The sequence below is a fragment of the Massilia soli genome (assembly GCF_016809835.1).
GTDB classification, from domain to species: domain Bacteria; phylum Pseudomonadota; class Gammaproteobacteria; order Burkholderiales; family Burkholderiaceae_D; genus Telluria_A; species Telluria_A soli.
The window spans coordinates 373,905-400,492 of the sequence record NZ_JAFBIL020000004.1; the positions used below are offsets into that span (position 1 = coordinate 373,905).

The following is a 26,588-nucleotide window of genomic DNA, read 5'->3' on the forward strand; positions in this document are numbered from 1 at the left end:
TTGCTAGAATGCCTGACCATCCTCATCGAGATCGCACCTGCCACATGGCCGACCACTTCTTCCCGCGCGCGCGCACGTTCTGGATGTATCACTGCAGCGCCCTCGCCGTGGGACTGGCTGTCACGGTCGCGATGGCGGCGGCGTGGGGATCGATGAGCGCCTATCAGATTGTCAGCAGCATCGTCTGGATGCCGATCTATACGATCGCAGTACTCGCGTTCCGCAAGTGCTACCGCAGCATGGAGGTACATCGCCCTGCGATGGTGACGGTAATCGCCGCGACCGTCGCGTACAGCGCGGTGGCAGGGGTGCTGATCGCGTTCGTGCTGGTGGCCCTCCTGCTGCCGCTGTTCTGGGAGCAGTTCGCCGCGCGCTACGCCGAGGCGGGCATCGCCATGACGGCCGGCCGCGTGCTGCTTGACCGCCTGCTTGACCACGCGCCGCAAAGCCAGCTGTTCGTATGCGTGTGGAGCTTCATCTACATCAGCGTGGCGACCGCACGCAAGGCGGCAGCAGCGGAGCTGTTCAACCTGCGCCTGGCGAACAACCTGAAGGACGCGCAGCTGAGCAACCTGTCCAACCAGCTCAATCCCCATTTCCTGTTTAACTCCCTGAACAACATCCGCTTCATGATCCATGAGGATGCGCGTAGCGCCGACGCCATGATTACCTCGCTCTCCGAGATCCTGCGCTATTCGCTGGAAAGCGCGACGCGCGACAAGGTGCGCGTCAGCGACGAGATAGCCATCGTCAGGAAGTATCTGGCGATCGTCGGCACGCAGTACGACGGCCGCCACGCTTTTCACCTGCACGTGCCGGCTTCGCTGCAATCGCAGTTGATCCCGCCGATGACGCTGCAGATGCTGGCCGAGAACGCCGTCAAGCACGGGCTGGACCAGCTGCGCGATGGCGGCAGCTTGAGTGTCGACATATCCGAACAAGACGAGCGGCTGCTGCTCGATGTGCGCAACGACGCCCCGGCCGACGGCGCCAGGCAGCCCGGCATGGGCATCGGGCTGCGCAACATCGAGCAGCGCCTGGGGCTGCTGTATGGGACCGGCGCGACGCTGGCGGCTAGCGCGCACCCGGGCGGATTCCATGTGCGGATCGCGCTGCCGAAGGAGAGCGCATGAGAGCCATCGTGGTGGAAGACTCGCGCCTGGCGCGCGAAGGGCTGGTGCGCATGCTCGGCGAGCACGCGGCGCTCACGGTAGTGGGCCAGGCTGACCATCCCGACAGCGCGCTGCCGATGATCATGGCGCTGCGGCCGGATGTACTGTTCCTGGACATTCACATGCCTGGCGCCAGCGGCTTCGACCTGCTCGCGCAGCTCGACTACCTGCCGCGCATCGTGTTCACGACGGCGTTCAGCGAATACGCGATCCGCTCGTTCGACTTCAATACCGTCGATTACCTGCTCAAGCCGATCAGCGCCGAGCGGCTGGCACAGGCGCTGCACAAGCTGCTCGGAGAATCCGATCCGGCCAGGGCGCCGCGGCGGCTGGACATCGGCAGCAAGATCTTCATCAAGGACGGCGAAAAATGCCACCTGGTCGGGCTCGACGCGATCAAGTACATCGAGAGCTGCAAGAATTACGTCCAGGTCTTCTTCGGCGCCGACAAGGCCTACGTGAAGAAGTCGCTCAACAGCGTCGAAGAACGGCTGCCGGCCGGGCACTTCTTCCGCGCCAACCGCCAGTGCGTGGTGAACCTGCAGGCGATCCGCAGCATTGAAGAGTCGATCAGCCTTGGCTACATGATCACGATGAGCGACGGCCGCATGGTCGAGGTATCGCGCCGCAACGCGATCGAGCTGAAGGAACTGCTCAGCTTTTAAGGCGGCGCGCGCACGAATCGCCGCTTGCGCTTAAAATCGTGGCTCACATTACACAGTCAAGGAGCCGGGATGCGTATCCTGCACACCATGCTGCGGGTCGGCGACCTGCAGCGTTCAATCGATTTCTACACCAAGGTCCTCGGCATGACGTTGCTGCGCACCAGTGAGAACCCGGAATACAAGTACACGTTGGCGTTCGTCGGCTACGGCAAGAACCCCGACCACGCGGAGCTCGAGCTGACCTACAACTGGGGCGTCGATTCGTACGAGCTCGGCACCGCCTACGGCCACATTGCGATCTCGGCGGACGACATCGTCGCAGCCTGCGACTCGGCGCGCGCCAACGGCGGCAACGTCACGCGCGAGCCGGGACCGGTCAAGGGCGGCAGCACCATCATCGCGTTCATCACCGATCCGGACGGCTACAAGATCGAGCTGATCGAACGCAAGGACAACGGCGCCGGCGCCGGCCTCACCGCACTGAGCGAAATCGCCTGATATCTTTCCCGCCTGCAAACGGTAATAAAAAGCGATGTCACCGTTATGTGTGGAATGGACTCCGTCCTTCCCGCGCAGGCGGGAATCCATACTGGCGCCGGGTAGCGGATCGGGGTCTCGCGGTTACCGCATCCCTGGCATGGGTGCCCGCCTGCGCGGGCACGACGGGATGGGGGCCACTCCGTTTTCCACATTCACGGTGACATAGCGAAAAAAAAGGCGCCGAAGCGCCGTTTTTTGCTTGCCTTGCCGCTTATTTCTGCAGCAGGTTGTTCACCGGGATCAGGTCGTCTTCGCGCAGCGCGCCAGCGGCCGCCTTCAGGCGCAGGCCGTTGACGATGGTGTCGTAACGCGCGCGCGACAGGTCGCGGCGGGTCGAGAACAGCTGGCGCTGCGCGTTCAGCACGTCGATGTTGATGCGCACGCCAACCTGGTAGCCCAGCTTGTTCGAATCGAGCGCCGAAGTGCTCGACACTTCCGCCGCTTCCAGCGCCCTCACCTGCGCCAGCCCGCTGTTGACGCCGAGGTAAGCCTGGCGCGCGAACTGCGCTGCGTTGCGGCGCGTGGTTTCGAGGTCGCTGCGGGCCTTGTCTTCCAAAGCGATCGATTCACGTACGCGGCTGGTCACGGCAAAACCGTTGAAGAGCGGCACGTTCCATTGCACGCCAATGGCGTTGTTCTGGGTGGTGCCCGAACCGAGGCTCTGGCCGCTGATTTTGCGGTGGGTCGAGTTGGCGACCAGGTCCAGCGTCGGGTAGTGGCCGGCGCGGTTTTTCGAGATGTCGCGCTTGGCGGACTCCAGCGACAGCTGGGCGGCAACCACGCCGTAGTTCGAGGTCTCGGCCGATGATACCCATGGCTCAAGCACGGCAGGCTGGGGCGATGCCAGTGCCACGCCCGGCTTCAGCGGCGCCAGCCCCTGCGGGTCGGTGCCGATGATCGCCTGCAACGCGGTGCGCTTGACGGCCAGGTCGTTGATGGCGGCGAATTCCTGCGCCACGACCAGGTCATACGCTGCCTGTGCTTCGTGGGTGTCGGTGATGGTCTGGGTGCCGACTTCGAAATTGCGCTTGGCCGAGGCCAGCTGCTCGGTGGTCGCGGTCTTCTGCGACTGGGTCGATGCCAGCGTGTCTTCCGCCGCCAGCACGTCGAAATACGCCTGCGCCACGCGGGTGATCAGGTCTTGCTGCGCCTGGGCGAACTGGGCTTCGCTGATGGCCTGCAGCAGCTTGCTTTGCTGGTAGGTCTGCCAGTTGGCCCAGCGGAACAGCGGCTGGACCAGCGACAGCGTGTAGTCGGTGGTACGCAGGTTGCTGCCGCTGCCCGGAATGGTGCCGACGGTGCCGTTCGGCAGCGTCCCGAGCGCGCCTTCATTCCATGGCGAGTTGTCGGTATCGTTTTTGACGACCGCGCCGTTTGCGCCTATGGTCGGAAGCAACAGCGAACGCCCTTGCGGAACCCGCTCCCTGCCTGCCGCCGCCGAGGCGCGCGCGCTCGCGAACACCGCATCATTTGCCAGTGCCTGCTTGTACACGTCGAGGAGGTCGGCCGCCTGTGCGTTGAGCGAAACAACAGCGCTGGCTATCAGCACGGCGATAAGGGATTTCTGCATTGCATTCTCCGTTGGAGTCATCAAAAGGTTTAAATAAATTTGCAGCTGACTATCTCCGATTCCGCCGTACTGATGTGATGGTCAGTACTTCGGCATCGCGCTGTCGACCTGCACAGCCCAGGCGTGAACGCCGCCCGTCAAATTGCTTACATCCGTGAAACCGTTGCGTTCTAAAAAGCTCGCCACCGCCGCGCTGCGCGCGCCGTGATGGCAGATGCAGACGATCGCGGCATCGTCATCGAGTTCCTGAAGGCGCGCCGGCACGGTATTCATCGGGATCAGCGTCGACCCTTCGATCTTGCAGGTCTCGAATTCCCACCCTTCGCGCACGTCCAGCAGCACCGGACGCGGGCGCGACGGGTCAGCCAGCCACTCTGCAAGCTCGGGTGCGGTAAGGTGTTTCATCGCCGCGCCGCCTTAGAACGAGAAGTGCGATACGGCTTTCGCGCCGCTCAGCTGCTTGACGTTGGTCTCGAAGACCTTGACCGTGTCGTAGGCCGTTTCCGAAACGCGGGTGATGACATTGACCGACATCACCGGCGCCACGCCGATGACCGCGGCGATGCGTCCGCCGACTTTGACTTGCTTGAGGAACGCTTCCGGCAGCACTTCCAGCGCGCCCGAAATCACGATCACATCGAATGGCGCACCGTTGTCCCAGCCTGCCGCGCCATTGCCCTGCTCCACCTTGACGTTGGCGACGCCGGCGCGCGCCAGGTTCGCTTCGGCCATGGCCTTCAGTTCAGGCGAGATCTCGACGGTCGTCACATGACGTCCCTTGTGCGCCAGCAGTGCCGCCATGTAGCCGGAGCCAGCGCCGATTTCCAGGACAGTTTCGTGCTTCTTGAGCATAACTTCCTGCAAAATGCGCGCTTCCATCTTCGGCGTAAACATCGCCTCGCCGCCTGGCAGCGGAATTTCGGTATCGACAAACGCCAGTGCCTTGCAAGCCGCAGGAACAAATTCCTCGCGCTTGACGACTACCAGCAGGTCGAGCACGTCCTGGTCCAGCACGTTCCATGGACGGATCTGCTGTTCAATCATGTTAAAGCGGGCTTGTTCGATATTCATCTCTATGACTCGGTGGAAAAATAATAATCCGATATTTTATCGTTGAACGGCCTCAGAACCCACATCTTAGCGACATGGGTTCGTAGATCGGGAGAAATTGCGACAGTCTGCAGTTTAAAGGGAATGAAGCTGCGAAAACGCCGACTTGGCGCTTTTGGCAACTCACGGCTGGACTGCGGGGGGGACCGGCTGGGGCGGCAGCAGGCCGTTGAGGGCCATGTCGAGGAAGGAATCGATGAAAGCTGCCGGGTCGAGCTGCTCATGGGCGCAAGGACCGATCGAATGCTTCCAGGTCATCAGCATCAATACCGGCGCGATCAACACCTGGGTCATGACGTTGATGTCGACATTGCGGAACTCGCCCTTGGCGACTGCGCGTTCGAGCATCACCGCGATGGCGCGGGTGCCGCGCACGATGACTTCTTCCTGGTAGAAGCAGGCCAGGTCGGGGAAATTCTTCGCTTCGGCCATCACCAGCTTGATGATGCCCGAGGCGTTCGACTCGCCCATGCGGTCCCACCAGCCGTGCATGACCCGGCGCAGCAGGTCGGCGCTGTGGCCTTCGAACCCGGCTATGTCCGCTTCGGTCGCGTCAATGGCAGGCACGACGCTGTTGCGTACCACCGCCTTGAACAACTCTTCCTTGTTGGTGAAGTACAGGTACAGCGTGCCCTTCGACACGCCGGCGCGCTTGGCGACATCCTCCAGCCGCGTCGTGGCGAAGCCGCGCTCGACGAACAGGTCCAGTGCGGCCGCAAGAAGCTCCTGGGGGCGCGCGTCCTTGCGGCGCTCCCAGCGCGGTTTCATATTGAAAGAGCAATCCATGTGCTGCCATCCGGGTAACTTACTTGCGAGTCATTAATATAGACTGCTGATAACGGTCCGTCAAGCTGGGGCCGTCGTCTCTGCCCGGATAACGTGCACCGCCAACTAGCCTGCGTACTTCACCGAGCAGCCGTACGGCTTGGTGTTGGCCTTCTCGACCGGCTTGCCGGTGCTGATGGCGCTCAGCGCTGCGGACACATAGTTTTCCGCTTTCGCCAGGTCTTCCTTCTTGGCGGTTGGAATGCTGTCGATGCCGCCCTTGTAGACCAGCTGGCCAGCGGCGTTGACGATGAACATGTGCGGGGTGGTCTGCGCGCCGTACAGCTTGCCGATCTTGCCGTCCGGATCAAGCAGCGTGAATGCTGGCGCCGCTTTACGGCTGGCGTTGAGCTTCTGCGCGGTCGCGCCGTCCACATGGCCTTGCTTACCCGGGGCCGACGACAAGACCTGCATCCACACCACGCCTTTGCCGGCGGCGTCTTTCTGCAGCGTCGGCATGTTGCCGCTGTCATAGTGTTTGGCGACGAATGGGCATTCATGGTTGGTCCACTCCAGCACCACCGTCTTGCCCTTGAAGTCGGACAGCTTGACCGGCTTGCCGTCCGCCCCGACCGCATCGAAGGACGGCGCTGGCTGGTTCAGGTCGGCAGCGGCCATCGCGGACGATGCTGCGGCCAGAAAACCCACGGTGACTGCTGCCCTGACCACCTGCTTGATTGTTGTCGACATGTTGTATCTCCTTGAGGTTTCAGTTCACGTAACGATGATCCGGCGCTATTTCGACAGCAACGCCGAGCTGACGATGTCAGGCGTCAGGATCTGCGGCAGCACCGCCGCCTCGGATCCCGTGCCTGATGGATAAAACAGATACAGCGGAACGCCGCTGCGGCCGTATTGCTTGAGCAAGGCGCTGATCTGGGCATCCTGGTTGGTCCAGTCGCCTTTCATGTACGTAATGCCTTCCTCCTGCAGCAATGCCTTGAACTCTGGCTGGCTCAACGCGACTTTCTCGTTGACCAGGCAGGTGATGCACCAGGCGGCGGTCAGGTTGATGAAAACCGGCTTGCCCTGCTCACGCAGCTCGGCCAGGCGTGGCGGCGAATAGGCTTCCCAGTTCTCCCCCGCGCCCGCTTGCGCCAGTTGGGCAGGTGTCGCGGCCAGCACGCGCACCGCCTGGAAGCTCAGGCCGACTGTGGCCAGCGTCGCTGCCAGCAGCACGCCGTTCGCGGCCACGCGGGCGCCGCCACTGGTGGTGCGGGTGCTGTCGAAGATCCAGGCGATCAGCGCCAGCATGATCATGCCGCCCAGCGCCAGCGGCACGGCGTTGACGCCCGCCTGCTGCGCAAGCACCCAGACCAGCCACACGGCCGCGCCGTACATCGGGAAGGCCAGCGCCTGCTTGAGCCGTTCCATCCACAGGCCGGGCTTGGGCAGTATCCGATGCAGAGCGGGCCACGCGCTGACCAGCAGGTACGGCAGCGCCAGGCCGAGGCCGAGCGCGAGGAAGACCAGCCACAGCACCAGCGAAGGCTGGGTCAGCGCGAAGCCCAGCGCGGCGCCCATGAAAGGCGCCGTGCAAGGGGTGGCGACGATGGTGGCCAGCACGCCCGTGAAGAAGCTGCCGCTGTAGCCGCTGCGGCCGGCAAGGCTTGAACCCAGGTTGGCCGGGCCGCCCAGCGCAAACACCCCGGACAGGCTGAGTCCGACGACAAAGATCAGGTAAGCCACGCCGAGCACGAAGTACGGCGACTGGAACTGGAAGCCCCAGCCCACTTGCGCGCCGAGGTTCTTGATGACGATGAGCGCCAGCGCCAGCAGGCTGAAGCTGGCCAATACGCCTGCGGTGTAGGCGAGGCCTTGCGCGCGCTTCTGCGCGCTGCTCAGATCGGAATGCTTGAGCAATCCGAGGGCCTTGATCGACAACACCGGAAAGACGCAGGGCATCAGGTTGAGCACGATGCCGCCGATGAAGGCCAGCAGCAGCGCCCGCCATACGGTGATGTTCGGTTCGCTTGCAACCGGCGCCAGTACGGCGGCATTCTTCGGCTTTGGCGCAGCCGCGCTGGCGCCCAGTTCAACCGCATGGACAATGACGCCATGCCCGCCAGGCGCGGTCTTTTCTTCGGCGACCAGCACGCCGCGCACAGGGGCACCTGGCGCGGGAGGCGTCTCGCCGGGGGCCAGTGCGATCGTCAGCTGCCGCCCGTCCAGCTGGAACGCCTGCGGCGCATTGTGGGCTACCGTTCCCCAGTCGGCCGGGTAAAAGCGCAAGGTATGCTGGCCGACGAAGTCGGCTGCGGATTGACCGGCGATATCGGACGGCATGGCCAGTTTCGCCTGCAGTTTGCCATTCTCGCGCTGATATGCGGCTTGCCAGCTGACTGCCTGCGGAATTTTTTTCAACGCGGCACCGATGATCTGCGCCTGTTCGCCGTTGCCGGAGGCCGCGGCCGCCACTGCCAGCGTGATCTTCAAGGTCGCGTCTTGCGGAATACAGCTTTCCTCGCAGACCAGCCAACTGGCTTTTGCCTCGATCGGGATCTGGCTGCCGATGGCTTGCGACGCGGGCACGGTGAGCTTCGTCAGCAGGACCACGTGATCGGCGTAGCCGTAGTTGGTGATCGGGCCGATGTCGAAGCGGCCAGGCGCCGGCCACAAGATGTCACCCGCTGTGACGCCCGCCGGAAGTTGCCACTCGATGCTGGTGCTGGTGCCGGAATCGCCGGGATTTTTCCAGTATGTGTGCCAGTTGGGAATGATCTTTTGTTCGAGACCCAGGTACACCGTCTGGCCGGGAGCCACGCTTGCGGCATCGCTGATCAGCCTGACCTCGACCTGCTCGGTGCGGGCGCGGTCGGATGGCAACTGCGCCGCGGCACCGAAGTGCCCGGCGACCAGCGCAGCGGCGGCAAACCAGCGAACCGAATCGAGAAGCATCAGGAAACTCCAGGTAGCTGCGGGGGCGCGGAGGGCGCTGCCAAAAGAACATCGTGACAGCCATGCTAATCAATGTCGGGGTCGGAAGCAACGGATTGGGGCGGGAGAAATGTATCCACTTTGTACAGTCGCGCGCAGCCTCGATTGAGGCAGCGCAACCGGCGCGCCAAGGTGCTGGCTACGATGGATTGCTGACTACTTGCGGCCAGAGCATGCATATAACCGGATGCCCGACATGCACCACTATCCCCAGCCGCTCCCCGACGGCACCGTCTACACCTGCCCGATCCATCCGGAAATACGCCACGCCGGGCCGGGCGTGTGTCCGCAATGCGGGCGGGTGCTTGAGCCCATGCTCAACGGCGCGGATGTCATCGGCCGCCCGGTTTGACTGCTCCTGTATACTGTCGCATCCTGTCTTCAATATTGCCGATGTCAGCCAGTGCAAACCAGGTCAGCTGCCGTGCCGGATGCGGAGCGTGCTGCACCGCTCCTTCGATTACCTCCCCGATTCCCGGCATGCCCGACGGGAAGCCCGCTGGCGTGCGCTGCATCCAGCTGACGGACACGAACGGTTGCGCAATCTTCGGCCACCCGGACCGGCCGGCGTTTTGCGCCGGCCTTCAAGCGTCGGCAGACATGTGCGGTACGTCGCGCGAACACGCGATCGCATGGCTGACTGACCTTGAACGGGCGACCGCGCCTACTTAGGCGGCGCCTCATCCAGCGGGACAGGGCCGCTCAGCCCTTTGCGTTTCTTCTTCTTGACCACTTCAGTTTGCTCCTGGGTCGGCCGCAATGCCGGCGGCGGCGCGACCGGGAGCGGGAATCCGAGAAACACCATCACGAAGAAAATCGGCAGCAGCAGGTAGAACAGCGGCCGTCTCCAGTTCAGTTTTTGTTTCAGCATTGCCAACACATGGGGGCAATGCCGGACTCATCAAGGCGTGCGCGGCGTCTCGTTGACGAAGCTGTCCACGGCGTCGAGCGTCGGCGCCAGCCCGCGTAACGGCGCCGCCATCGAGGCCACCAGCGTCGTGTGGGTGACTCCACCGTAATACAACTCGGTGACGGCCACGCCAGTGCTGCGCAGTTTTGCTGCGAGGCGCCCGGTGTTGTCGGCAGGATTAACCAGGCTGTCGCTGGACGCGGCTATCAGCAGCGCCGGCGGCGAGGTCGTGCCGACATGGTTGACGGGCTGGGAACCCGGCGGCGTGTTGGGATGATGGAAGACCGGCCGCGTATCCTTGTTGACGATCGGGAGGAAATCATACGGCCCGGCCAGCCCGATCCAGCCGCGCAGCGCGGCGGTCTTCATGCCCGACTTTGCCAGGTAGCTCTCGTCCAGCGCCACCATCGCGGCGTTGTACGCGCCGGCGCTGTGTCCCATCACGAACAGGCGCGCCGGGTCGCCGCCATAACGGGCGATCTCGCGCGCTGCCCACGCCACCGCCAGGGCCGAGTCGTCGAGGAAGTCGGGGTAGCGCACCTCGGGGTACAGCCGGTAATCGGGGATCACGGCGACGATGCCGCGCGACGCCAGGGCCCGCCCAACGAAAGCGTAGTCGGCGCGCTCGCCCTTGTTCCAGTTGCCGCCATAGAAGAACACCACCACCGGCGCGCCAGTTGCCCCGCCATTCGGCACATAGATATCGAGCTTGTTGCGAGGGCCGCTGCCATAGGCGACGCCGGCGGTGGCGGTGGACGCGCCCGCCGGTGACAGCGCGTTCAGCGCCTTGAGCGGCGAGCACGCCGCCAGTCCGCCTAGCAGCAACACCAGGCCGCCAACCGCATATACAGGAAATCTTCTCGCCATCATCAGCCTCGCCGCCTAAAAATCGTGTAATTGATTATATAGATTGCAATAAAACGGCGAGCACAGCACGTCACAAGGCTTCTCCGGCGTTGATTCATCGTCAATCCCGGGCCGGCGCTTGACCATACAATCACAAGGTTGAGAATGCGGCGGGACATGCGTACCGTTGTTGCCGTTGACCCATAGCCCGGAGGCCAGTCGTGGTAAGCTTCGACCCCGCACCGTGACGCCTTCCGGTCTTGACTCTCTCAACACAGACGTACGTTTTCGCCGAATACATGGATATCATCATCGCGGTAAAAGCCATTCTCATGGGCGTGGTGGAGGGGTTGACAGAATTTCTGCCAATTTCTTCCACCGGCCACCTGATTCTGGCGGGCAGCTTGCTCAACTTTACTGATGCCAAGGCGAAAGTGTTTGAAATCGTGATCCAGGCCGGCGCCATCCTCGCCGTGTGCTGGGAGTACAGGGCCCGTATCGTGTCGATTTTCAGCGGCATCACCCATGATCGGCAGGCACAGCGATTCGTGCTGAATGTCTTTGTGGCTTTCCTGCCCCTGGCGCTGCTCGGCCTGATCTTCGGCAGCGCAATCAAGGCCGCCCTGTTTTCGCCGGTGCCGGTCGCACTGGCCTTCATCATCGGCGGCCTCATCATCTTGTGGGTAGAGCGCCACCACAAGCACAATCCGCCGGCGGTGCGCTTCGAGAGCGTGGACGACATGAGCATGGCCGACGCCCTCAAGGTCGGCATTGCGCAGGCGGCCGCGCTGATTCCGGGCACCAGCCGCTCTGGCGCGACCATCATCGGCGCGATGGCGTTCGGCCTGCCGCGCCGCGTCGCTACCGAGTTCTCGTTCTTCCTCGCGATTCCCACCCTGATGCTGGCGACCGTGTACTCGCTGATCAAGGAGCGCGGCATCCTCACGCTGGACGACCTGCCGATGTTCACGCTCGGCTCGATCTCGGCCTTCATTTCCGCATTCATGTGCGTTCGCTGGCTGCTGCGCTACATCAGCACCCATGACTTCACGGTGTTCGCCTGGTACCGCATCGTGTTCGGGCTGATCGTGCTCGCCAGCTCGCATTACGGGTGGATCGTTTGGGTGCACTAGACATGAATCCTGCCATCAGCGCACGCGCCCTCGAACAGCTGCAAACCGTTTTCGGCTACCCTGCCTTCCGCGGCCAGCAGGCCGAGATCGTCGAACACGTCAGCAGCGGCGGCGACGCGCTGGTGCTGATGCCTACCGGCGGCGGCAAGTCGCTGTGCTACCAGATTCCCGCACTGCTGCGCGACGGCGTCGGCGTCGTGGTGTCCCCGCTGATCGCGCTGATGCAGGACCAGGTCGACGCGCTGGCCGAAGTCGGCGTGCGCGCCGCCTTCCTGAACTCGACCCAGACGTTTGAAGAATCGATGCGCATCGAACGGCTGGTGCGCACCGGCGAGATTGACCTGGTCTACGTTGCGCCAGAGCGCCTCATGACGCAGCGCTGCCTCGACCTGTTCGACGCGTCGAAGATCGCGCTGTTCGCGATCGATGAAGCGCACTGCGTATCGCAATGGGGCCATGACTTCCGCCCCGAGTACATCCGCCTGTCGATCCTGCACGAACGCTTCCCGGACGTGCCGCGCATCGCGCTGACCGCCACCGCCGACCCGCAAACCCGAGCCGAAATCGCGATGCGGCTGCAGCTCGACGACGCGCGCCAGTTCGTCTCGTCGTTCGACCGTCCGAACATCCGCTACCAGATCGTCGAGAAGGACAACGGCCGCAAGCAGCTGCTCGACTTCATCACCGCCGAACATGGCGGCGACTGCGGCATTGTCTACTGCCTGTCGCGCAAGAAGGTCGAAGAGACCGCCGAATTCCTGAACGAGAACGGGGTACGCGCGATGCCGTACCACGCCGGCATGGACCACACGAAGCGCGCCGCCAACCAGGCCAAGTTCCTGCGCGAAGAGAACATGGTGATGGTCGCGACCATCGCTTTCGGCATGGGCATCGACAAGCCGGACGTGCGCTTCGTCTGCCACCTTGACCTCCCGAAAAGCATCGAAGGCTACTACCAGGAGACCGGGCGCGGAGGCCGCGACGGCATGCCGGCCAGCGCCTGGATGGCGTACGGCTTGCAGGACGTGGTGCTGCAGCGCCGGATGATCGACGAATCCGAAGCCGACGAAACGTTCAAGCGGGTGCTGTCGATGAAGCTCGACGCCATGCTCGGACTGTGCGAAACGCTAACCTGCCGGCGCGTGCGCCTGCTCGACTACTTCGGCGAACCTTCCGGCCCGTGCGGCAATTGCGACACCTGCCTGATACCGCCGGTGTCGTTCGACGGCACGGTGCCGGTGCAAAAGCTGCTGTCGACGATCTACCGGGTCGACCAGCGGTTCGCAGGCGGCCACGTCATCGACGTGCTGCGCGGGGTGGAGTCGGACCGCATCAAGCAGTGGCACCACGACTCGCTGTCGGTGTACGGCATCGGCAGCGAACGCACCGAAGCGGAGTGGCGAGCGATCCTGCGCCAGGCGATCGCGCTCGGGCTGATCACGGTCGACCATGACTCATACAGCTCGCTCAAGCTCACCGACGCCGCGCGTCCGGTGCTCAAGGGCGGGCAGAAGGTGCAGCTGCGCCAATACGTCAAGCCTGCCAAGCAAAAGCGCGCGCCATCGGCCTCGAAAGGCTACGTCGAAAGCGAGCTGTCGAAATCGGAACAAGAGATTTTCGACCGCCTGCGCTCGTGGCGCATGGGTACGGCGCGCGAGCACAACGTGCCGGCGTACGTGATCTTTGTGGATGCGACCTTGCGCGAGATCGCCAAGGCCAAACCGCGCTCGCTGGACGACCTGCGCGGCGTCAGCGGCGTGGGCGAGAAGAAGCTCGCGTCGTATGGTGAAGAGATTGTCGCCTTGATTGGCGAGATGATGTAATTCGGCGGATGACGCGCTTCGCGCTCTTCCGCCCTACGAAACCCGCGGTCGATTTCGCAAAAAAAAACCACTGGCGACTGCGTAGGGCGGACAAGCGCGAAGCGCGCCTCCGCGCGACACGCGGCCGCGATCTACTTTTTAACGAACACCAAATCCCACACCCCGTGCCCCAGCTTCAGGCCACGGTTCTCAAACTTGGTTAGCGGACGATACGCCGGCTGCGGCGCATACCCTTCGGCGGTATTCTGCAGCAGCTGCTCGGCGCCCAGCACCTCCAGCATCTGAACCGCATAGTCTTCCCAGTCGGTCGCGCAGTGCAGATAACCGCCCGGCGCCAGCTTCTGCGCCAGCAGCGTCACAAACGGCCCCTGGATCAAACGGCGCTTGTTATGCCGCGCCTTGTGCCACGGATCCGGGAAGAACACGTGCACGCCTGCCAGCGAACCGTCAGGGATCATCTGGTTCAGCACCTCCACCGCATCGTGCTGGATCAGGCGCAGGTTGGTGATGCCCTGCTCGCCGATCTGCTTGAGCAGGCTGCCCACGCCAGGCGTGTGCACTTCAACACCGATAAAATCCTTCTCCGGCATCGCACGCGCGATATGCGACGTGGTGTCGCCCATGCCGAAGCCAATCTCCAGCACCACTGGCGCCTTGCGGCCAAACGCCTGCTCGTAATCGAGCGGCGCCTTGGCGTACTCGATCAGGAACTTCGGGCCCAGTTCTTCCAGCGCGCGCGCCTGTGCCACCGACAGGCGGCCAGCACGTGTGACGAAGCTGCGGATGCGGTGTTCGGTTGGGTCGTAGAGCATCGGCCGGTTTGGGCCGGTTGGTGGGGTATCAGAGGACATGGGATGCAAAATTGACGGACTGCGGAAGCGGCATTATAGCTTACCCAAACAGTCGGGCAGGTCGGCCGCGGCCGACGACCCGGCCCGCGCCGTGAGCAGTTCGCCCAGCTGCTTCGCCGCCCGCAGCGTGGCGGTGCCATCCTCCGCGCACACCGCCTTCTGGTACCACTCGATTGCCTTGTCGTCGTATCCTGCACCCGCGTAGGCGTAGCCGAAGCCGTCGGCAATCGAACCGATGCCTCCCCACAGTGGCCCGAATTCGCGGTCGAGATACTGCAGCCTGGCCAGCAGCACCTCGCGCTGGACGCTACCGATTTTGCTCTGCACTGCCAGGGTTTCGAGCGCGATGGCGAGCGATACTGGCGAGGCGAGGTCGCTGAACTCTTCGTTCAACGGCACCGCCAGGCGCGATGCCGTGTCGTTCCGGCGCATCGCGCGCCAGCGCCAGTCCGGGTCGCCGTAGCACTGATACGCGGCCCAGGTTGTCGATTCAGGGTGGGCATTCCAGGCAGCGGCGCGGGCGATGCCGACCGCCTCGATAAAGCGCGAGCCGTTCAGCAGCGCGACGTAGAAAGCGGTTGCAAACACTTCGGCCGCATCGTCAGTGACCGCCCAGCCCGCGGCAACCACGCACCGCACGCCGATCCGGATCAGCGACTCGGCGACATTCGCGGCGAACTGGGTGCGGTCGTAGGGCTGCAAGATGGCGGCGGGATCGGCGCTCGCGGTATGGCAGCAGTTGAGGAACACCAGGTCGGGAATGCTGCGCATGGCGTTGATCTCGTTCGCGCCGAGGAAGGTGTTGTCGCCCGATAGGACCACGCCGCCGTGCGGTCCCGGCTCGCCGTGGCCGGCGACATGCACGATGCGGTACGGGTCCTTGAGCAGCGCGATCAGGATCGCCTGCGCGTCATTCTCCTCGGCGCGCAGAGTGACCTGCCCGGGTTCGAGGCCGCTGCCGGGCCGGGTCAGCGTCTGCGCGACCGCGATCGCCTCGCGCCGTGCCCCCGGCAGCGGCGGATACAGCGGCGACGATGTTTGCGGATCGCCGATGATCAGCACCTTGTCGCCGACGCTGGCCGGCCGCAGGCTGGCGCGAAATTCCTCCAGCTGCATCTTGCGGACCAGTTTGCTGCGGACGGCCCAGGGGCGCTTGTCGGCGGCATCGCTTTCCAGGCTCGTATCAAGCAGTTCCCACGGAATGCCGGCGGTAGTGGCATCGAGTTCCATGACCAGTTCAATGGAGCCGCTCAGGAAGGGTTCCATGTCGATCGGGATCAGCAGATCGAACAGCGTGCGCCCGATGTCGGGATCGATTGCCGGGTCGTTCGACGCCTTCGACACCAGTTCCCTGACCAGGGTGGCCTGTGCGCGGTGCGCGTGTACCTCCGCACGCGCGCGCCGGGTGTCGAGCGTATAGGCGATACCCGGGTGATCCGCGTCGGGGCCGGCCTGCCGCAGCGCGCTGATGAAATCATAGCTGGTGCCGCGGTAGCCGGAATCGGGCGTGCGCCGCAACGCCCCCGGTCCGAACTGGATTTTGCCAACCAGCTGCAGCAACGTGCGGTCGGCCTGCTGCTGCATCTGCAGCGCATGCCACGCGTCGGTTGCGCGCTCGAGATACAGTTCGACCAGCGTCAGCTGGCGCAGCCTGGGCCAGCCGTCGACGTGCTCCAGCTTGGTGTTCGCCTCGTGCGCGGCCTGCACGATGGCCAGCGCCGCGCTGCCGGCACTGATGCCGCTGCCCCCGCTGCCGACCAGCGTGGCCGAAAGCGAAAAATCGGCGGGCGGCTTGCCTGCGGACCGTTCGGACAGGCGCTGTGCGTACGCCAGGATGGCCTGGCGAATGGTGTAGACAAGATCAGCGGTGCGCATGTCGCCTTCGTCGCCGAGGCCTGCGACGACCACTGCCGACAGGCACGCGCCTGCGCACGTGTTCTGGAAAACCTGATGCGACCCCGTTGCGCTGGGATACAACCCGGCATTCAGGCTTCGGCTCATCCGTTCGTCGAGCAGCGCATCGACGGCCGCTTCCGCGCCGGTCAGCGTGGTTGAGCGGTAATGTCCGACCAGCAGGGCTTGCCCGGTAAAGCGCAGGTCGGCGTTGAGGACGATGACTTCCATTGGTTTCCCTGTTTAGGGCGCAATCAGCGCATCATGAATCCGCCTGGCGACTTCCTTATCGCTCAGGTAGCCAGCGATACCATGACGGTTTTCGGTGAAATTTTCCACGGAGGTCATGTTCTCGATGGGCGGGAACACGGCGAAGTGCTCTGATGTAAGCGGATACAGCGCAACAACGTCGCGCTCATCCATGGCATTAAACCAGCGCGCTGCCGCCGCCGGATGCGACACCGGCTGCAATTTGCGCTTGACCGCGCGAATCGCCAATGGCGACCCGAGCGTGACAAAAAGCGGCACCCTCAGCTGGGCGCTCTGCAGCACGTTGTAGGCGATGACGGTGCCCAGCGAATGGCTGACGACCACCGCCTCGCTGCCCGGCACAAAGGCCGCGCGCACGCCGTCGTCCATTACGTTGCGCAGGTCCTTGCGGTACAGGTACTGGAAGACGTCGTTGGTAAATAACGCCACGCCGGCGGCGCTGGCAAACGGAACGGTCTTGTCGAGGACGCTTAGGAAGGCCTGGACCCAGCCCCAGTTCAGCGGTCCCCTCTGCCTGCCAGGGTCATCCGGCATGCCAATGGCGGCTTTTAGTTCGGCAAGGTACTCGGTGAAGAATTCTTCTTCAGGCGAGGACGGCGCGACGCCACGCACGACGATGTCAACCGCGTCGTCAAGGCTCGATCCTTTGACGATCTGGTCAAGCGTGTCGCCGTAGTATGGAAACCTGATCTCGTCGTCGGCGACAGGCAAGGTCAGGCCACTTTTCGCCAGCCCTGCTTTCAGCGCGATGATCCACTCTTGTTTCAGCGCGGCGGCATCTTTGCCGTGCTGCGCGCGACCGTGGACGAACACCAGATGTCGTTTCATTGAGTGCCTTTTGTCAACGGATGCTGTATGCACCCACTTTCCAACTGCCCTGCGCATCCTTGATCGGCGTGACCGTTTCGACCGCGCTTACCTTGTTTTCAAACCGCGTCTCATACTCAAGTACAACTGTTTGCCCGGCGACCAGCTCCGGAAGGGTTTCCGTGTAGCTGGCCAGCTTTAATCTCCGCGCAAGCACGGCGCCAAGCGGCGCGCGCAGCGCACGGGTGCGCGCCTCCCAGGTCTGCCGGGGAACGGCGCGCTGTAGCTGCACAGCAGCCTGGTCCCAGCTGGCGCCGTACTGAGCGGAGTCGAGCAGGTCAAGCCAGGCGACTGCGGCCTCCTGGCCTTTGTGCACGGCACTGGCGCGCTCTGCGCTGGCAACGGGAACGATCGACATGCTGGCAACGAGGATGGCTGCATGGATAGTGCGCATATCGGTTGCCTCCCATTGAAAAGCAGGACGTTTTAATTATAGTCCGGGCAATTCCAAGGCGCCGTTCAGCTCCAGGGGCCCCATGTCTTCCCAGGGCCGGCCAGCGGCCGGCCTGAAGGCGCAAGCTTCGGAACCGGGTCTTTTCACATGAGGATCTGCGCTGCGGGAATGACACTGAAACGTCTTGAATGCCGGAACCGGCTGGAGCGGGTGAAGGGAATCGAACCCTCGTCGTAAGCTTGGGAAGCTTCTGCTCTACCATTGAGCTACACCCGCGGACACCGCATTCTACTTGGGTTCGGCCACCTGATACAAATTTCAACGCATCCGCGGCTGAGCCGGCCGCTCCATGCCTTTCGGCAACCTGGTCATAGCTTTTTCAATCACACCGATTAATACAACCAATGAGGAGTCGGCTCGGATTGGTGTATCATGTTTTCAATGAGTTCTTCTCATTCGATAGTTTTTATTAACCGACACACAGCTACGAGGACCTTCCCATGTCTCTGATCAACACTCAAGTTCCAGCTTTCAAAACCCAAGCTTTCCACAACGGCAAATTCGTCGAAGTCTCGGACGAAAACCTCAAAGGCAAGTGGTCGGTCATCATCTTCATGCCTGCCGCGTTCACCTTCAACTGCCCAACCGAAGTCGAAGATGCAGCTGACAACTATGCAGAGTTCCAGAAGGCCGGTGCCGAGGTGTACATCGTTACCACCGACACCCACTTCTCGCACAAAGTCTGGCACGAGACCTCGCCAGCCGTTGGCAAAGCCCAGTTCCCGCTGGTCGGCGACCCAACCCACGCACTGACCCGCGCATTCGGCGTGCACATCGAAGAAGAAGGCCTGGCACTGCGCGGCACCTTCATCGTCAACCCGGACGGCGTCATCAAGACCATGGAAGTCCATGACAACGCCATCGCGCGCGACGTCAAGGAAACCCTGCGCAAGCTGAAGGCTGCCCAGTTCGTTGCTGCGAACCCAGGCCAGGTTTGCCCTGCCAAGTGGAACGAAGGCCAGAAGACCCTGACCCCATCGCTCGACCTGGTCGGCAAGATCTAAATTGTGACTGCTGAAGGGCGCGCGCCTTGCCGCCCTTCATCGCCGGGCCGCTCAGCGGCCCAGCAGTTGAAACTGCAAGGCGCTTACTTTACGGATATCGACATGCTTGACGCCACCTTAAAAACGCAATTGCAGGCCTATTTGCAGAACCTGCGCGCACCGATCACGCTCATCGCAACGCTGGACGACAGCGCCAAGAGCGCAGAGCTGCGTGAGCTGTTGGCCGAGATCGCCAGCCTGTCCGACAAAGTCAGCGTTGACGAATCGGGTACCGACGCCCGTTCGCCGTCGTTCGTGATCGCCAAGCAAGGCGAGACCCGCGGCGTGCGCTTTGCCGCGATTCCACTGGGCCACGAGTTCACCTCACTGGTGCTGGCCCTGCTGTGGACCGGCGGCCATCCGCCAAAAGTGGAAGCCGACGTGCTTGAACAGATCATGTCCCTGGACGGAGGCAATTTTGAGGTGTACATGTCCCTCTCTTGCCATAACTGCCCGGACGTCGTTCAGGCTGCCTCGCTGATGGCAATCTACAACCCGAATATCAATACCGTGATCATCGATGGCGGTATGTATCAAGACGAAGTTGAAACCCGCCAGGTGATGGCGGTGCCGATGGTGTTCAAGGACGACACCCTGTTCGGTTCCGGCCGCATGACGCTGGAAGAAATCGTCGCCAAGCTGGACGTCAACTCGGCCGACCGCGAAGCGACCAAGCTGAACGAGAAGGCGCCGTTCGACGTGCTGATCGTCGGCGGCGGCCCTGCCGGCGCGGCGGCTGCGGTATACGCGGCGCGCAAAGGCATCCGTGTCGGTGTGGCGGCAGAGCGCTTCGGCGGCCAGACCAATGACACCATGGCGATCGAGAACTACATCTCGGTGCTGGAGACCGACGGCCCGAAATTCGCCATGGCGCTGGAAGCCCAGGTGCGCCATTACGATGTCGACATCATGAACATGCAGCGTGCTTCGCGCATCGTTCCGGCACCAACGCCGGGCGGCCTGGTCGCCGTGCACATGGAAAACGGCGGCGTGCTGCATTCGCGCAGCGTGATCGTCTCCACCGGCGCGCGCTGGAGGAATGTCAACGTGCCGGGCGAGGCGGAGTACAAGAACAAGGGCGTGGCGTACTGCCCTCACTGCGACGGCCCGCTGTTCAAGGGCAAGCGCGTTGCGGTAATTGGTGGCGGTAACTCCGGCATCGAAGCCGCGATCGACCTGGCCGGCCTCGTCCAGCATGTCACGGTGATCGAATTTGCCGATGCGCTCAAGGCCGACGCGGTGCTGGTAAACAAGCTGCGCAGCCTGAACAACGTGACGGTGCACGTCAATGCGCAGACCACGGAAATCACCGGCGACGGCCAGAAGGTCAATGGCATCAGCTACAAAGACCGCGTGAGCAACGAGATTCACCACGTGGGCCTGGAAGGCGTGTTCGTGCAAATCGGCCTGGTGCCAAACACCGAGTTCCTGAAGGGGACCTTGGAGCTGAGCAAATTCGGCGAAATCGTCGTCGATGCCAAGTGCCACACCAACCTGCCGGGCGTGTTTGCAGCCGGTGACGTGACGACCGTGCCTTACAAGCAGATCGTGATCGCTGCGGGCGAGGGTTCCAAGGCTGCGCTGAGCGCGTTCGATTATCTGATCCGCCAGCCGGTCGACGTGCCGGCCGAGTCGGTCGAAGAAGCAGTAGCGGCGTAGTTCTTCCACGTCGTTCCCGCGCAGGCGGGAATCCATGCTGAGCATACACGCTATGGGTTCCCGCTTTCGCGGGAACGACGGTTATTGCCGCCGTTTAGTCCCGGAACAGGTGGTTGAAGGTCCGGCTCACTGGCAGTTTTTCGTCACTGCCGCGCAGCAGCACCTGGAGCCGCTCGGCGTCGATGCGTTCAGCGGCGGCGATGGCGCTGACATTGACCATCGTACAGCGATGGATCTGCCAGAACTGCGCCGGGTCCAGGCCGCTCATCAAATCCTTCAGGGGAATCCGTACCAGCGCCTCCGAGCCCGCCAGCACGACCCGCGTGTACTTGGCGTCCGACTGGAAAAACAGCACCTCGTCGACATCGATCAGGCGAATCTGCTTGCCAACCGTCGCTTTGATCCATTTCATCCTCTCGCGTTTCGGCTCCGGGATCGCGGTCTTCAGCTGGCGCAGGATATCGCCCAAGTCGACCGGCGCCGCACCGAGCTTGCCGCGCAGCCGCGCGATGGCGCGTGCCAGCCGGTCCGCTTGCACCGGTTTGAGCAGGTAATCGACGACGCCCGCATCGAACGCGTCGACCGCGTACTGGTCGTAGGCAGTCACAAAAACGATATGCGCCACTTTGCCGATGCGCTCGGCCACTTCCAGGCCGGACATGCCCGGCATGCGGATATCGAGGAACACGACCTCGGGTTCATGTTCCAGAAAACCATCCCATGCGTCATTGCCGTTCTCCGCCACCAGCACCACCTCGGCTTCAGGCCAGGCCTCCCCAAGCATCCCCAGCAGCCGTTCGCGCATCAGCGGTTCATCTTCCGCAATCATGATTCTTGTTTTCATGCTGTTTTCTGTTCGGGTGGGTGGGGGATGACAATTTCCGCCGTAATGCCAGCGCCATCGAGATTGTCGGAGAGCGTCAAGCTGGCCGCTTCCCCGTGCACCAGCTGCAAGCGGTGCCGCACGTTCTCGAGCCCGACACCGGCGCCCGGCGAGCTGCTCATGCCGGCGCCGCTATCGACAACGCGGATCACCACATTGGCGCCTGCTTGCACCGCCGACACGTGCACGTCGCCGCCGCGCAGAGTCGGTTCGATGCCATGCTTGATCGCATTTTCGACCAGCGTGAGCAGGATCATGCTTGGCATGCTGACCGCTTCCAGCGCCTCGGGCAGGTCCAGCCTGTAGCGCAGGCGGGCGCCAAGGCGCGGCTGCATGACTTGCAGGTAGGCGTCGGCCAGCTTGAACTCCTCGCTCAAGCGCGCTTGATCGCTGCGCATCTCGGTCAGGCTGGCGCGCAGGAAGGCGATCAGGTTGGCCGTCAGGCTGGCGGCCTCGGGTGCGCGGTGTTCGGCCAGCTGCTGCACGGCGCCGAGCGTATTAAACAGAAAATGCGGTTCGATCTGCGCGCGCAGCAGGCGCAGCTGCGATTCGCTCAACTCGCGCGCCATCCGCTCGCGTTCAGCTTCAAGCTGTAACTGCAGTGTCAGGGCTTCGTAATGGCGGTTTTGGAAAGCACCAATGATAACCAGCGGAACACCGACCAGCATCATCGCGCCGAGCGTTGCCAGTACAAGCCTGCGCGGGAGATCGCCGAGAATGACATCGAGCGACTTGTCGCCATCCGCATACGAGAGGACCGCACCGGCCACGATACCGGCCATCGCCCACAGGACAATGCGCAGAAGGACCCGCGGTTTGTTGCTTGCAATCTTGCGGTAGTTGAACCAGACCGAGATCAGGGTCATCGCGACCGTGAATCCGATCAGGTTGGCCATGATCACAATGTACGGCAACGATCTTGGGGATGGAAACAGCACATGCACCAGCAGACCAGCGGCGCTGAAAGCGAGCATCAGCTTGGCCAGCGCAATCCACAGACGGCGGCCGCGGAAGGTGACGGAAAAGTCGCGCAGCTGCTGGCGCTCGATTTGTGACAATTCCCCGATCTTCTGGGCGGCATAGCGGCGATATCCCGGCGCCAACGTATCGGCGACCCTCGGATCGTCGAGTACATTAATTTGTTCCTGTTCCCAGTCCGTCCACCACCGCGCGATTCGTTTCAGCATGCCGCTCCCCTGTGGCCTTTAATATAAGGCAATGAGGGAAGTCTAGGGTAGTGCTGGCGGTCAAAAAAGAGAAAGGTGACGAAGCACGAGTCCAGGGATGCGAAATACGAATCGCGGTATCAGGCGGCCGGCGGGGCAGCGGACAACAGGGCCACGGCCTGCCGGAATCCGGCCACCATCGCCGCGAAGGCCTGGGCCTTGGCGTCGTCACCGGGAACCCGCAGCACGTAACTTGGATGATAGATGGCGACGATCCACCTGCCCTCGTGCATGAACGGCTCGGCCATCGCGTCCTTCAGCGTCGCATGGGCGTCGCCCGTGACCGCCTTGAGCGCGGTACTGCCCATGGCGACGATGACGTCGGGGCCAACCAGCCTCAGTTCGCGTTCGAGCCAGTAGCTGCACGCCTCGACCTCGCGCTGCGCCGGGGTTTTGTGGAGGCGGCGCTTGCCGCGCGGTTCCCATTTAAAGTGTTTGACGGCATTGGTGAGATACACCTTGCGCCGGTCGAGTTCCGCATCCGCCATCGCAAGGTCGAGGAGCTTGCCGGCCGGGCCGACAAACGGTTCGCCGGCCAGGTCTTCCTGGTCGCCGGGCTGTTCGCCGACCAGCATGATGCGGGCGCGCTTCGGCCCGGCGCCATCGACCGCCTGGGTGGCGTTCTTCCACAAGTCGCAGCGGCGGCACTGGTCGAGCGACGTCGGCGCGTCGCGCTGCGGCTGCGCCTTGCTGGCGGCAATCGGGATCGCGGTGCCGGCGCGCTGCCCCACGCTGTGGGTCTGGCCGACCTTGCGCGCGCCGGCGGCCGCCTGCGTCACCATCTCCGGAACGATCGCGCCTTCCGGCAAGTTTTTCCAGAAACGTGAGGGGATATGCGAATGCAGCAGGTCGGCGTTGAGCCGTGCCGGGTTGAAGATGCTGCGGTAATAGGTCAGCCACAAGGCTTCGCCGGCGTCATCGATGTCTTCCGGGCCGCGCATCAGCGGGCCGGTGGTGTGCAGGTTGGCGCCGTCCCACATGACACTGGCATCGGGGGTGGCGATCATCCAGCTCACCCGGCCCATGCGGCTGGCGAAGTGGCGTGCAACTTGCGGCAGCACATCGTGGCTCGGCTCGAACCAGGCCACAAATCGCGGCGGGCCAGCATCTTCGCGACGTTCGCGGAACCGGATGTAGGCGTGCATGTCGTGTTCTTCGCGGTGCACCGCCTTGACCATTGAATGCAGTTTCGCGCCGTCCTGGTCGGCTGCCGAGATCACGTCCTTTTCGCCCTGGCTCCAGCGCCACAGCACCAGGTACAGGAATGCCCAGCGGTTCGGCACGCGGCAGCAGGCCGCGGTTTGCAGCATGTCCATCAGCTCGCGCGAGACCCTGACCGTGCTGGCCGCATCGCCGTGCGGCGCCTCGCCGGCCTGGCCCGTGCCCGCCGGTTCCTCGTCGTCGTCAAGGCACGCGACCGGGTTCGAAAACAGGTCGGCGTCATCCTTGCTGGTGACCCATTGAACCGCGTGCGGTTCGACCTTGTGCGCCAGCAGGTCGCGCGCCGCATCGCGCCACTGGCCGAAGGAGTTGACCAGCACCGGTTGGCCGGCCGCCACCGCGGCCGCCGCGCTTACGCGGCCTGGAGTTCCGTCCATAGGTCCAGCTGCCTTGGCTGCTCGGCCATTGACCGGCGCAGCACTTCCGATGCGGCGGCGCCCTGCGCAGGCTTGTAATCGGCCGCGACGATGAACGGGGCGATTTTTTTCATGCTGCAGCGCAGCCGCACCAGGTCGGCATAGCGGATACGGCGCAGGCGCCGCAGCTCGACCAGCCGGCGCGCGTTGCGCAATCCGATACCGGGCACGCGCGAGATCATGCTTTCTTCGGCCATGTTCAGGTCGAGCGGGAAATGCTCGCGGTGCGCCAGCGCCCACGCCAGCTTGGGGTCGATGTCGAGCGCCAGGTTGCCGGCTGCCGGCAGCAGCTCATTGGCCTGGAAGCCATAGCTGCGCAGTAAAAAATCGGCCTGGTACAGCCGGTGTTCGCGCTGCATCGGCGGCGGCGCCAGCGGCACGCTGCCCGGGCTTTGCGGGATCGGGCTGAACGCGGAGTAATACACGCGCTTGAGCTTGTAGCTGCCGTACAGCGTTTCGGCGGTGGACAGGATGGTCTGGTCGTCGCTGGCGTCGGCGCCGACGATCATCTGCGTGCTCTGCCCTGCCGGCGCGAACTTCGGCGACCTCGGCTCCTCGGCCTTCTCGTCGAGCTTGCGGCGGATCGAACCCATCGCCAGCTTGATGGTGTGCACGCTCTTTTCCGGCGCCAGGCGTTCGACCGCGGCCTCGGTCGGCAATTCGATATTGACGCTGAGGCGGTCGGCATACAGACCGGCAGCCGCGATCAGCGCCGGGTCGGCGTCCGGAATGGTTTTGAGGTGGATGTAGCCACGGAACTGATGCACTTCGCGCAGCTCGCGTGCGATGGCCACCAGCTGCTCCATCGTGTAGTCGGCCGACTGGATGATGCCGGAGCTGAGGAACAGCCCATCGATGTAATTACGCAGGTAAAAATCGGTGGTCAGCTTGACGACTTCCGCCACGGAGAAGCGCGCGCGGGGCACGTTGGACGTGCGGCGGTTGACGCAGTACTGGCAATCGTAGACGCAGAAGTTGGTGAGCAGGATCTTGAGCAGCGAGACGCAGCGCCCGTCTGGCGTATAGCTGTGGCAAATGCCCATGCCGCTGGTGGCGCCGAAGCCGTCCTTGCCTTCGGACGAGCGCTTGGGCGCGCCGCTGCTGGCGCAGGACGCATCGTACTTGGCCGCATCGGCCAAAATTTCCAGTTTGTCCGTCAGTTCCATCATGCGCCATTAACTGTATATATGTACAGTATATTAGCATAGTGGACGGGCTGCTCACTGTTCGGGCGCGCACGAATTGCGGGTCGCTGCCTGCGCCTGTCCCGCTGTTTACTCCGGCTTCTCCACCGCATAGCCGCGCGCCGCCATGGCTGCGACCAGCCCATTCGGATCGAGTACGTCCTTCATACTGAGCATGGCGAAGGTGGACTTGTTGGTCGACAGCGATTTCTCCGCAGCCGCAAGCCATTTTTCGCGTACCTGCGCCTTGAGGGTGCGGATCTCGGGCTGGATGTCGGCGATGACGCTGTTCATGATCGCTTCGGAACAGGCCTCGTCGCGGTCGGCAAATGTCAGGCTCTGGATGACGGCAATGTCACCAATCGCCCAGGCGTTGGCGCGCACGCGCATGGCATCGAGGTCGGTTTCCAGGCGTTCGATGGCGCGGGTAAAACACGCCACATCGTTCAGCGTCGATTTCTTGAACGCGCGGATTGCCTTGACCGGGGAAGCGATGCTGACAGACATTCCGGTCCAGTTGATCTTGACCTGGTGTTTCTTTGCAATCTCGAACAGCTTCTTGTCGATGCCATTGTTCCCCGACAATCCAGCGTGCGCCAGGCCTTTGCTGAACAGTTCATCCGAAGCAAAGATCGGCCGCTCGCGCTCAATGCCGTCGTTATCGCCAATGTACTTCGCCTTCAGCGGAAGCCAGCGCGCATACACGTCGGCTGGCAGTACGTCCTGGAGCCGGGCGCCATCCGGATTGTTCTTGAAACCGACCATGAACGGCACTGCGGTCACCGCGCTGTAACCGACCCGGATGCCGGTCGACGGCAGCGGCAGGAACTCCTGTGACTGCGACAGCTTCGCTTCGACCTCATGCGAACGCCATTCCATCCTTTCGGGCAGCGGCGAATACGTGGCAAATACCCACAGCGTGTTGTCGCCCTTGCTGATTTTCCATAGGCCAGGCCCCGGCCGTTGTCCGACCACCAGGATTCTTTCGGCGACCGGTTCTTGCTCAGGTTCGGACTGGGCCGATGCAGCACCGGCGAGCAGGCTCAGGCACAGCAGCGACAGGCAAAGTTTTGGCATGATTGGTATAAGG

26 protein-coding genes and 1 tRNA gene are annotated in these 26,588 nt (G+C 63.2%); 9 read left to right on the forward strand and 18 right to left on the reverse strand.

Annotated elements, in window-relative coordinates:
* The first annotated feature begins 44 nt into the window (after nucleotides 1-44).
* From I4X03_RS11920 to gloA, 3 genes are all read left to right on the forward strand, one after another.
* Entirely contained in the window at nucleotides 45-1,133 is a 1,089-nt protein-coding gene (locus I4X03_RS11920; RefSeq protein WP_223468439.1) for a sensor histidine kinase, read from the forward strand.
* Nucleotides 1,130-1,837, forward strand: coding sequence for a LytR/AlgR family response regulator transcription factor (locus I4X03_RS11925; protein ID WP_223468440.1), 708 nt, complete (start codon nucleotides 1,130-1,132; stop codon nucleotides 1,835-1,837). Before I4X03_RS11920 ends, I4X03_RS11925 begins: the two co-directional genes overlap by 4 nt.
* Before the next feature lie 69 nt (nucleotides 1,838-1,906).
* Entirely contained in the window at nucleotides 1,907-2,335 is a 429-nt protein-coding gene (gloA, locus tag I4X03_RS11930) for a lactoylglutathione lyase (protein ID WP_223468441.1), read from the forward strand.
* Between the two features lie 253 nt (nucleotides 2,336-2,588).
* Here the strand turns inward: gloA and I4X03_RS11935 are convergent, their stop codons facing one another.
* The 6 genes from I4X03_RS11935 to I4X03_RS11960 all read right to left on the reverse strand — a co-directional run bounded on the left by I4X03_RS11935 (nucleotide 2,589) and on the right by I4X03_RS11960 (nucleotide 8,780).
* On the reverse strand, nucleotides 2,589-3,947 hold the full coding sequence (locus I4X03_RS11935) for a TolC family outer membrane protein (protein WP_223468442.1): 1,359 nt from the start codon (nucleotides 3,945-3,947) through the stop codon (nucleotides 2,589-2,591).
* Between the two features lie 81 nt (nucleotides 3,948-4,028).
* The gene (locus tag I4X03_RS11940) at nucleotides 4,029-4,352 is read right to left on the reverse strand and encodes a rhodanese-like domain-containing protein (RefSeq protein ID WP_223468443.1); all 324 of its coding nucleotides are present in this window, start codon (nucleotides 4,350-4,352) and stop codon (nucleotides 4,029-4,031) included.
* A gap of 12 nt (nucleotides 4,353-4,364) precedes the next feature.
* Nucleotides 4,365-5,018 carry a protein-L-isoaspartate O-methyltransferase family protein gene (locus I4X03_RS11945; protein ID WP_223468444.1) on the reverse strand — a complete coding sequence of 218 codons (654 nt, stop codon included), beginning with the start codon at nucleotides 5,016-5,018 and terminating at the stop codon, nucleotides 4,365-4,367.
* 162 nt (nucleotides 5,019-5,180) lie between these two features.
* A complete protein-coding gene (locus I4X03_RS11950; RefSeq protein ID WP_223468445.1) occupies nucleotides 5,181-5,825 on the reverse strand; it encodes a TetR/AcrR family transcriptional regulator in 645 nt (214 codons plus the stop codon).
* A 123-nt stretch (nucleotides 5,826-5,948) separates the two neighbouring features.
* On the reverse strand, nucleotides 5,949-6,572 hold the full coding sequence (locus tag I4X03_RS11955; RefSeq protein WP_223468446.1) for a redoxin family protein: 624 nt from the start codon (nucleotides 6,570-6,572) through the stop codon (nucleotides 5,949-5,951).
* A 45-nt stretch (nucleotides 6,573-6,617) separates the two neighbouring features.
* Nucleotides 6,618-8,780: a protein-disulfide reductase DsbD family protein gene (locus I4X03_RS11960; RefSeq protein WP_223468447.1), complete on the reverse strand. Its 2,163-nt coding sequence runs from the start codon at nucleotides 8,778-8,780 to the stop codon at nucleotides 6,618-6,620.
* Nucleotides 8,781-9,015: 235 nt separating this feature from the next.
* Between I4X03_RS11960 and I4X03_RS11965 the strand changes: the two genes are divergently transcribed.
* The gene (locus tag I4X03_RS11965) at nucleotides 9,016-9,171 is read left to right on the forward strand and encodes a heavy metal-binding domain-containing protein (protein WP_307735363.1); all 156 of its coding nucleotides are present in this window, start codon (nucleotides 9,016-9,018) and stop codon (nucleotides 9,169-9,171) included.
* Nucleotides 9,172-9,212: 41 nt separating this feature from the next.
* Complete coding sequence (locus I4X03_RS11970) at nucleotides 9,213-9,491, forward strand: YkgJ family cysteine cluster protein (RefSeq protein ID WP_223468448.1); 279 nt, start codon at nucleotides 9,213-9,215, stop codon at nucleotides 9,489-9,491.
* Here I4X03_RS11970 and I4X03_RS11975 read toward each other — a convergent pair.
* Nucleotides 9,484-9,690: a hypothetical protein gene (locus tag I4X03_RS11975; protein ID WP_223468449.1), complete on the reverse strand. Its 207-nt coding sequence runs from the start codon at nucleotides 9,688-9,690 to the stop codon at nucleotides 9,484-9,486. The two genes, I4X03_RS11970 and I4X03_RS11975, sit on opposite strands and share 8 nt — an antisense overlap.
* Before the next feature lie 30 nt (nucleotides 9,691-9,720).
* A complete protein-coding gene (locus I4X03_RS11980) occupies nucleotides 9,721-10,599 on the reverse strand; it encodes an alpha/beta hydrolase (protein ID WP_223468450.1) in 879 nt (292 codons plus the stop codon).
* Nucleotides 10,600-10,874: 275 nt separating this feature from the next.
* On the opposite strand from I4X03_RS11980, the gene I4X03_RS11985 reads away from it, so the two are divergent.
* Both I4X03_RS11985 and recQ read left to right on the forward strand, forming a co-directional pair.
* A complete protein-coding gene (locus tag I4X03_RS11985) occupies nucleotides 10,875-11,708 on the forward strand; it encodes an undecaprenyl-diphosphate phosphatase (RefSeq protein ID WP_223468451.1) in 834 nt (277 codons plus the stop codon).
* Nucleotides 11,709-11,710: 2 nt separating this feature from the next.
* Nucleotides 11,711-13,531, forward strand: coding sequence for a DNA helicase RecQ (gene recQ, locus I4X03_RS11990; protein ID WP_223468452.1), 1,821 nt, complete (start codon nucleotides 11,711-11,713; stop codon nucleotides 13,529-13,531).
* A gap of 131 nt (nucleotides 13,532-13,662) precedes the next feature.
* Here the strand turns inward: recQ and trmB are convergent, their stop codons facing one another.
* The 5 genes from trmB to I4X03_RS12015 all read right to left on the reverse strand — a co-directional run bounded on the left by trmB (nucleotide 13,663) and on the right by I4X03_RS12015 (nucleotide 18,082).
* The gene (gene trmB, locus I4X03_RS11995) at nucleotides 13,663-14,343 is read right to left on the reverse strand and encodes a tRNA (guanosine(46)-N7)-methyltransferase TrmB (protein ID WP_223468453.1); all 681 of its coding nucleotides are present in this window, start codon (nucleotides 14,341-14,343) and stop codon (nucleotides 13,663-13,665) included.
* 72 nt (nucleotides 14,344-14,415) lie between these two features.
* Nucleotides 14,416-16,506, reverse strand: coding sequence for a CHAT domain-containing protein (locus I4X03_RS12000; RefSeq protein ID WP_223468454.1), 2,091 nt, complete (start codon nucleotides 16,504-16,506; stop codon nucleotides 14,416-14,418).
* A gap of 12 nt (nucleotides 16,507-16,518) precedes the next feature.
* Entirely contained in the window at nucleotides 16,519-17,373 is an 855-nt protein-coding gene (locus tag I4X03_RS12005; RefSeq protein WP_223468455.1) for a hypothetical protein, read from the reverse strand.
* 13 nt (nucleotides 17,374-17,386) lie between these two features.
* Entirely contained in the window at nucleotides 17,387-17,806 is a 420-nt protein-coding gene (locus tag I4X03_RS12010) for a DUF4019 domain-containing protein (protein ID WP_223468456.1), read from the reverse strand.
* Between the two features lie 202 nt (nucleotides 17,807-18,008).
* Nucleotides 18,009-18,082, reverse strand: a tRNA-Gly gene (locus I4X03_RS12015).
* A 224-nt stretch (nucleotides 18,083-18,306) separates the two neighbouring features.
* Here I4X03_RS12015 and ahpC point away from each other — a divergent pair.
* Nucleotides 18,307-18,870 carry an alkyl hydroperoxide reductase subunit C gene (gene ahpC, locus I4X03_RS12020; protein ID WP_223468457.1) on the forward strand — a complete coding sequence of 188 codons (564 nt, stop codon included), beginning with the start codon at nucleotides 18,307-18,309 and terminating at the stop codon, nucleotides 18,868-18,870.
* A gap of 102 nt (nucleotides 18,871-18,972) precedes the next feature.
* Entirely contained in the window at nucleotides 18,973-20,568 is a 1,596-nt protein-coding gene (gene ahpF, locus I4X03_RS12025; protein ID WP_223468458.1) for an alkyl hydroperoxide reductase subunit F, read from the forward strand.
* A gap of 94 nt (nucleotides 20,569-20,662) precedes the next feature.
* Here ahpF and I4X03_RS12030 read toward each other — a convergent pair whose 3' ends face one another.
* From I4X03_RS12030 to I4X03_RS12050, 5 genes are all read right to left on the reverse strand, one after another.
* Nucleotides 20,663-21,412 carry a LytR/AlgR family response regulator transcription factor gene (locus tag I4X03_RS12030; protein ID WP_223468459.1) on the reverse strand — a complete coding sequence of 250 codons (750 nt, stop codon included), beginning with the start codon at nucleotides 21,410-21,412 and terminating at the stop codon, nucleotides 20,663-20,665.
* Nucleotides 21,409-22,638, reverse strand: coding sequence for a sensor histidine kinase (locus tag I4X03_RS12035; protein ID WP_223468460.1), 1,230 nt, complete (start codon nucleotides 22,636-22,638; stop codon nucleotides 21,409-21,411). The genes I4X03_RS12030 and I4X03_RS12035 overlap by 4 nt, the downstream gene beginning before the upstream one ends.
* Nucleotides 22,639-22,757: 119 nt before the next feature.
* Nucleotides 22,758-24,275, reverse strand: a complete 1,518-nt coding sequence (locus I4X03_RS12040; protein ID WP_223468461.1) for a UdgX family uracil-DNA binding protein — start codon at nucleotides 24,273-24,275, stop codon at nucleotides 22,758-22,760.
* Complete coding sequence (locus tag I4X03_RS12045) at nucleotides 24,251-25,480, reverse strand: putative DNA modification/repair radical SAM protein (protein WP_223468584.1); 1,230 nt, start codon at nucleotides 25,478-25,480, stop codon at nucleotides 24,251-24,253. Before I4X03_RS12045 ends, I4X03_RS12040 begins: the two co-directional genes overlap by 25 nt.
* Nucleotides 25,481-25,588: 108 nt before the next feature.
* Nucleotides 25,589-26,575: a TraB/GumN family protein gene (locus I4X03_RS12050; protein WP_223468462.1), complete on the reverse strand. Its 987-nt coding sequence runs from the start codon at nucleotides 26,573-26,575 to the stop codon at nucleotides 25,589-25,591.
* Nucleotides 26,576-26,588 lie beyond the last annotated feature (13 nt).

Bases quoted from the DNA above. Each gene is read 5' to 3' on its own strand.
- I4X03_RS11980 (WP_223468450.1), bottom strand. From the start codon at position 10,599: ATGATGGCGAGAAGATTTCCTGTATATGCGGTTGGCGGCCTGGTGTTG.
- trmB (WP_223468453.1), bottom strand. From the start codon at position 14,343: ATGCTCTACGACCCAACCGAACACCGCATCCGCAGCTTCGTCACACGT.
- I4X03_RS12005 (WP_223468455.1), bottom strand. From the start codon at position 17,373: ATGAAACGACATCTGGTGTTCGTCCACGGTCGCGCGCAGCACGGCAAA.
- I4X03_RS11975 (WP_223468449.1), bottom strand. From the start codon at position 9,690: ATGCTGAAACAAAAACTGAACTGGAGACGGCCGCTGTTCTACCTGCTG.
- I4X03_RS12000 (WP_223468454.1), bottom strand. From the start codon at position 16,506: ATGGAAGTCATCGTCCTCAACGCCGACCTGCGCTTTACCGGGCAAGCC.
- I4X03_RS11970 (WP_223468448.1), top strand. From the start codon at position 9,213: ATGTCAGCCAGTGCAAACCAGGTCAGCTGCCGTGCCGGATGCGGAGCG.
- gloA (WP_223468441.1), top strand. From the start codon at position 1,907: ATGCGTATCCTGCACACCATGCTGCGGGTCGGCGACCTGCAGCGTTCA.
- I4X03_RS11955 (WP_223468446.1), bottom strand. From the start codon at position 6,572: ATGTCGACAACAATCAAGCAGGTGGTCAGGGCAGCAGTCACCGTGGGT.
- ahpF (WP_223468458.1), top strand. From the start codon at position 18,973: ATGCTTGACGCCACCTTAAAAACGCAATTGCAGGCCTATTTGCAGAAC.
- I4X03_RS12040 (WP_223468461.1), bottom strand. From the start codon at position 24,275: ATGGACGGAACTCCAGGCCGCGTAAGCGCGGCGGCCGCGGTGGCGGCC.
- I4X03_RS12050 (WP_223468462.1), bottom strand. From the start codon at position 26,575: ATGCCAAAACTTTGCCTGTCGCTGCTGTGCCTGAGCCTGCTCGCCGGT.
- I4X03_RS11950 (WP_223468445.1), bottom strand. From the start codon at position 5,825: ATGAAACCGCGCTGGGAGCGCCGCAAGGACGCGCGCCCCCAGGAGCTT.
- I4X03_RS11985 (WP_223468451.1), top strand. From the start codon at position 10,875: ATGGATATCATCATCGCGGTAAAAGCCATTCTCATGGGCGTGGTGGAG.
- I4X03_RS11920 (WP_223468439.1), top strand. From the start codon at position 45: ATGGCCGACCACTTCTTCCCGCGCGCGCGCACGTTCTGGATGTATCAC.
- I4X03_RS12010 (WP_223468456.1), bottom strand. From the start codon at position 17,806: ATGCGCACTATCCATGCAGCCATCCTCGTTGCCAGCATGTCGATCGTT.
- I4X03_RS11945 (WP_223468444.1), bottom strand. From the start codon at position 5,018: ATGAATATCGAACAAGCCCGCTTTAACATGATTGAACAGCAGATCCGT.
- I4X03_RS11935 (WP_223468442.1), bottom strand. From the start codon at position 3,947: ATGCAGAAATCCCTTATCGCCGTGCTGATAGCCAGCGCTGTTGTTTCG.
- I4X03_RS11925 (WP_223468440.1), top strand. From the start codon at position 1,130: ATGAGAGCCATCGTGGTGGAAGACTCGCGCCTGGCGCGCGAAGGGCTG.
- recQ (WP_223468452.1), top strand. From the start codon at position 11,711: ATGAATCCTGCCATCAGCGCACGCGCCCTCGAACAGCTGCAAACCGTT.
- I4X03_RS12035 (WP_223468460.1), bottom strand. From the start codon at position 22,638: ATGCTGAAACGAATCGCGCGGTGGTGGACGGACTGGGAACAGGAACAA.
- I4X03_RS12045 (WP_223468584.1), bottom strand. From the start codon at position 25,480: ATGGAACTGACGGACAAACTGGAAATTTTGGCCGATGCGGCCAAGTAC.
- I4X03_RS12030 (WP_223468459.1), bottom strand. From the start codon at position 21,412: ATGAAAACAAGAATCATGATTGCGGAAGATGAACCGCTGATGCGCGAA.
- I4X03_RS11960 (WP_223468447.1), bottom strand. From the start codon at position 8,780: ATGCTTCTCGATTCGGTTCGCTGGTTTGCCGCCGCTGCGCTGGTCGCC.
- ahpC (WP_223468457.1), top strand. From the start codon at position 18,307: ATGTCTCTGATCAACACTCAAGTTCCAGCTTTCAAAACCCAAGCTTTC.
- I4X03_RS11965 (WP_307735363.1), top strand. From the start codon at position 9,016: ATGCACCACTATCCCCAGCCGCTCCCCGACGGCACCGTCTACACCTGC.
- I4X03_RS11940 (WP_223468443.1), bottom strand. From the start codon at position 4,352: ATGAAACACCTTACCGCACCCGAGCTTGCAGAGTGGCTGGCTGACCCG.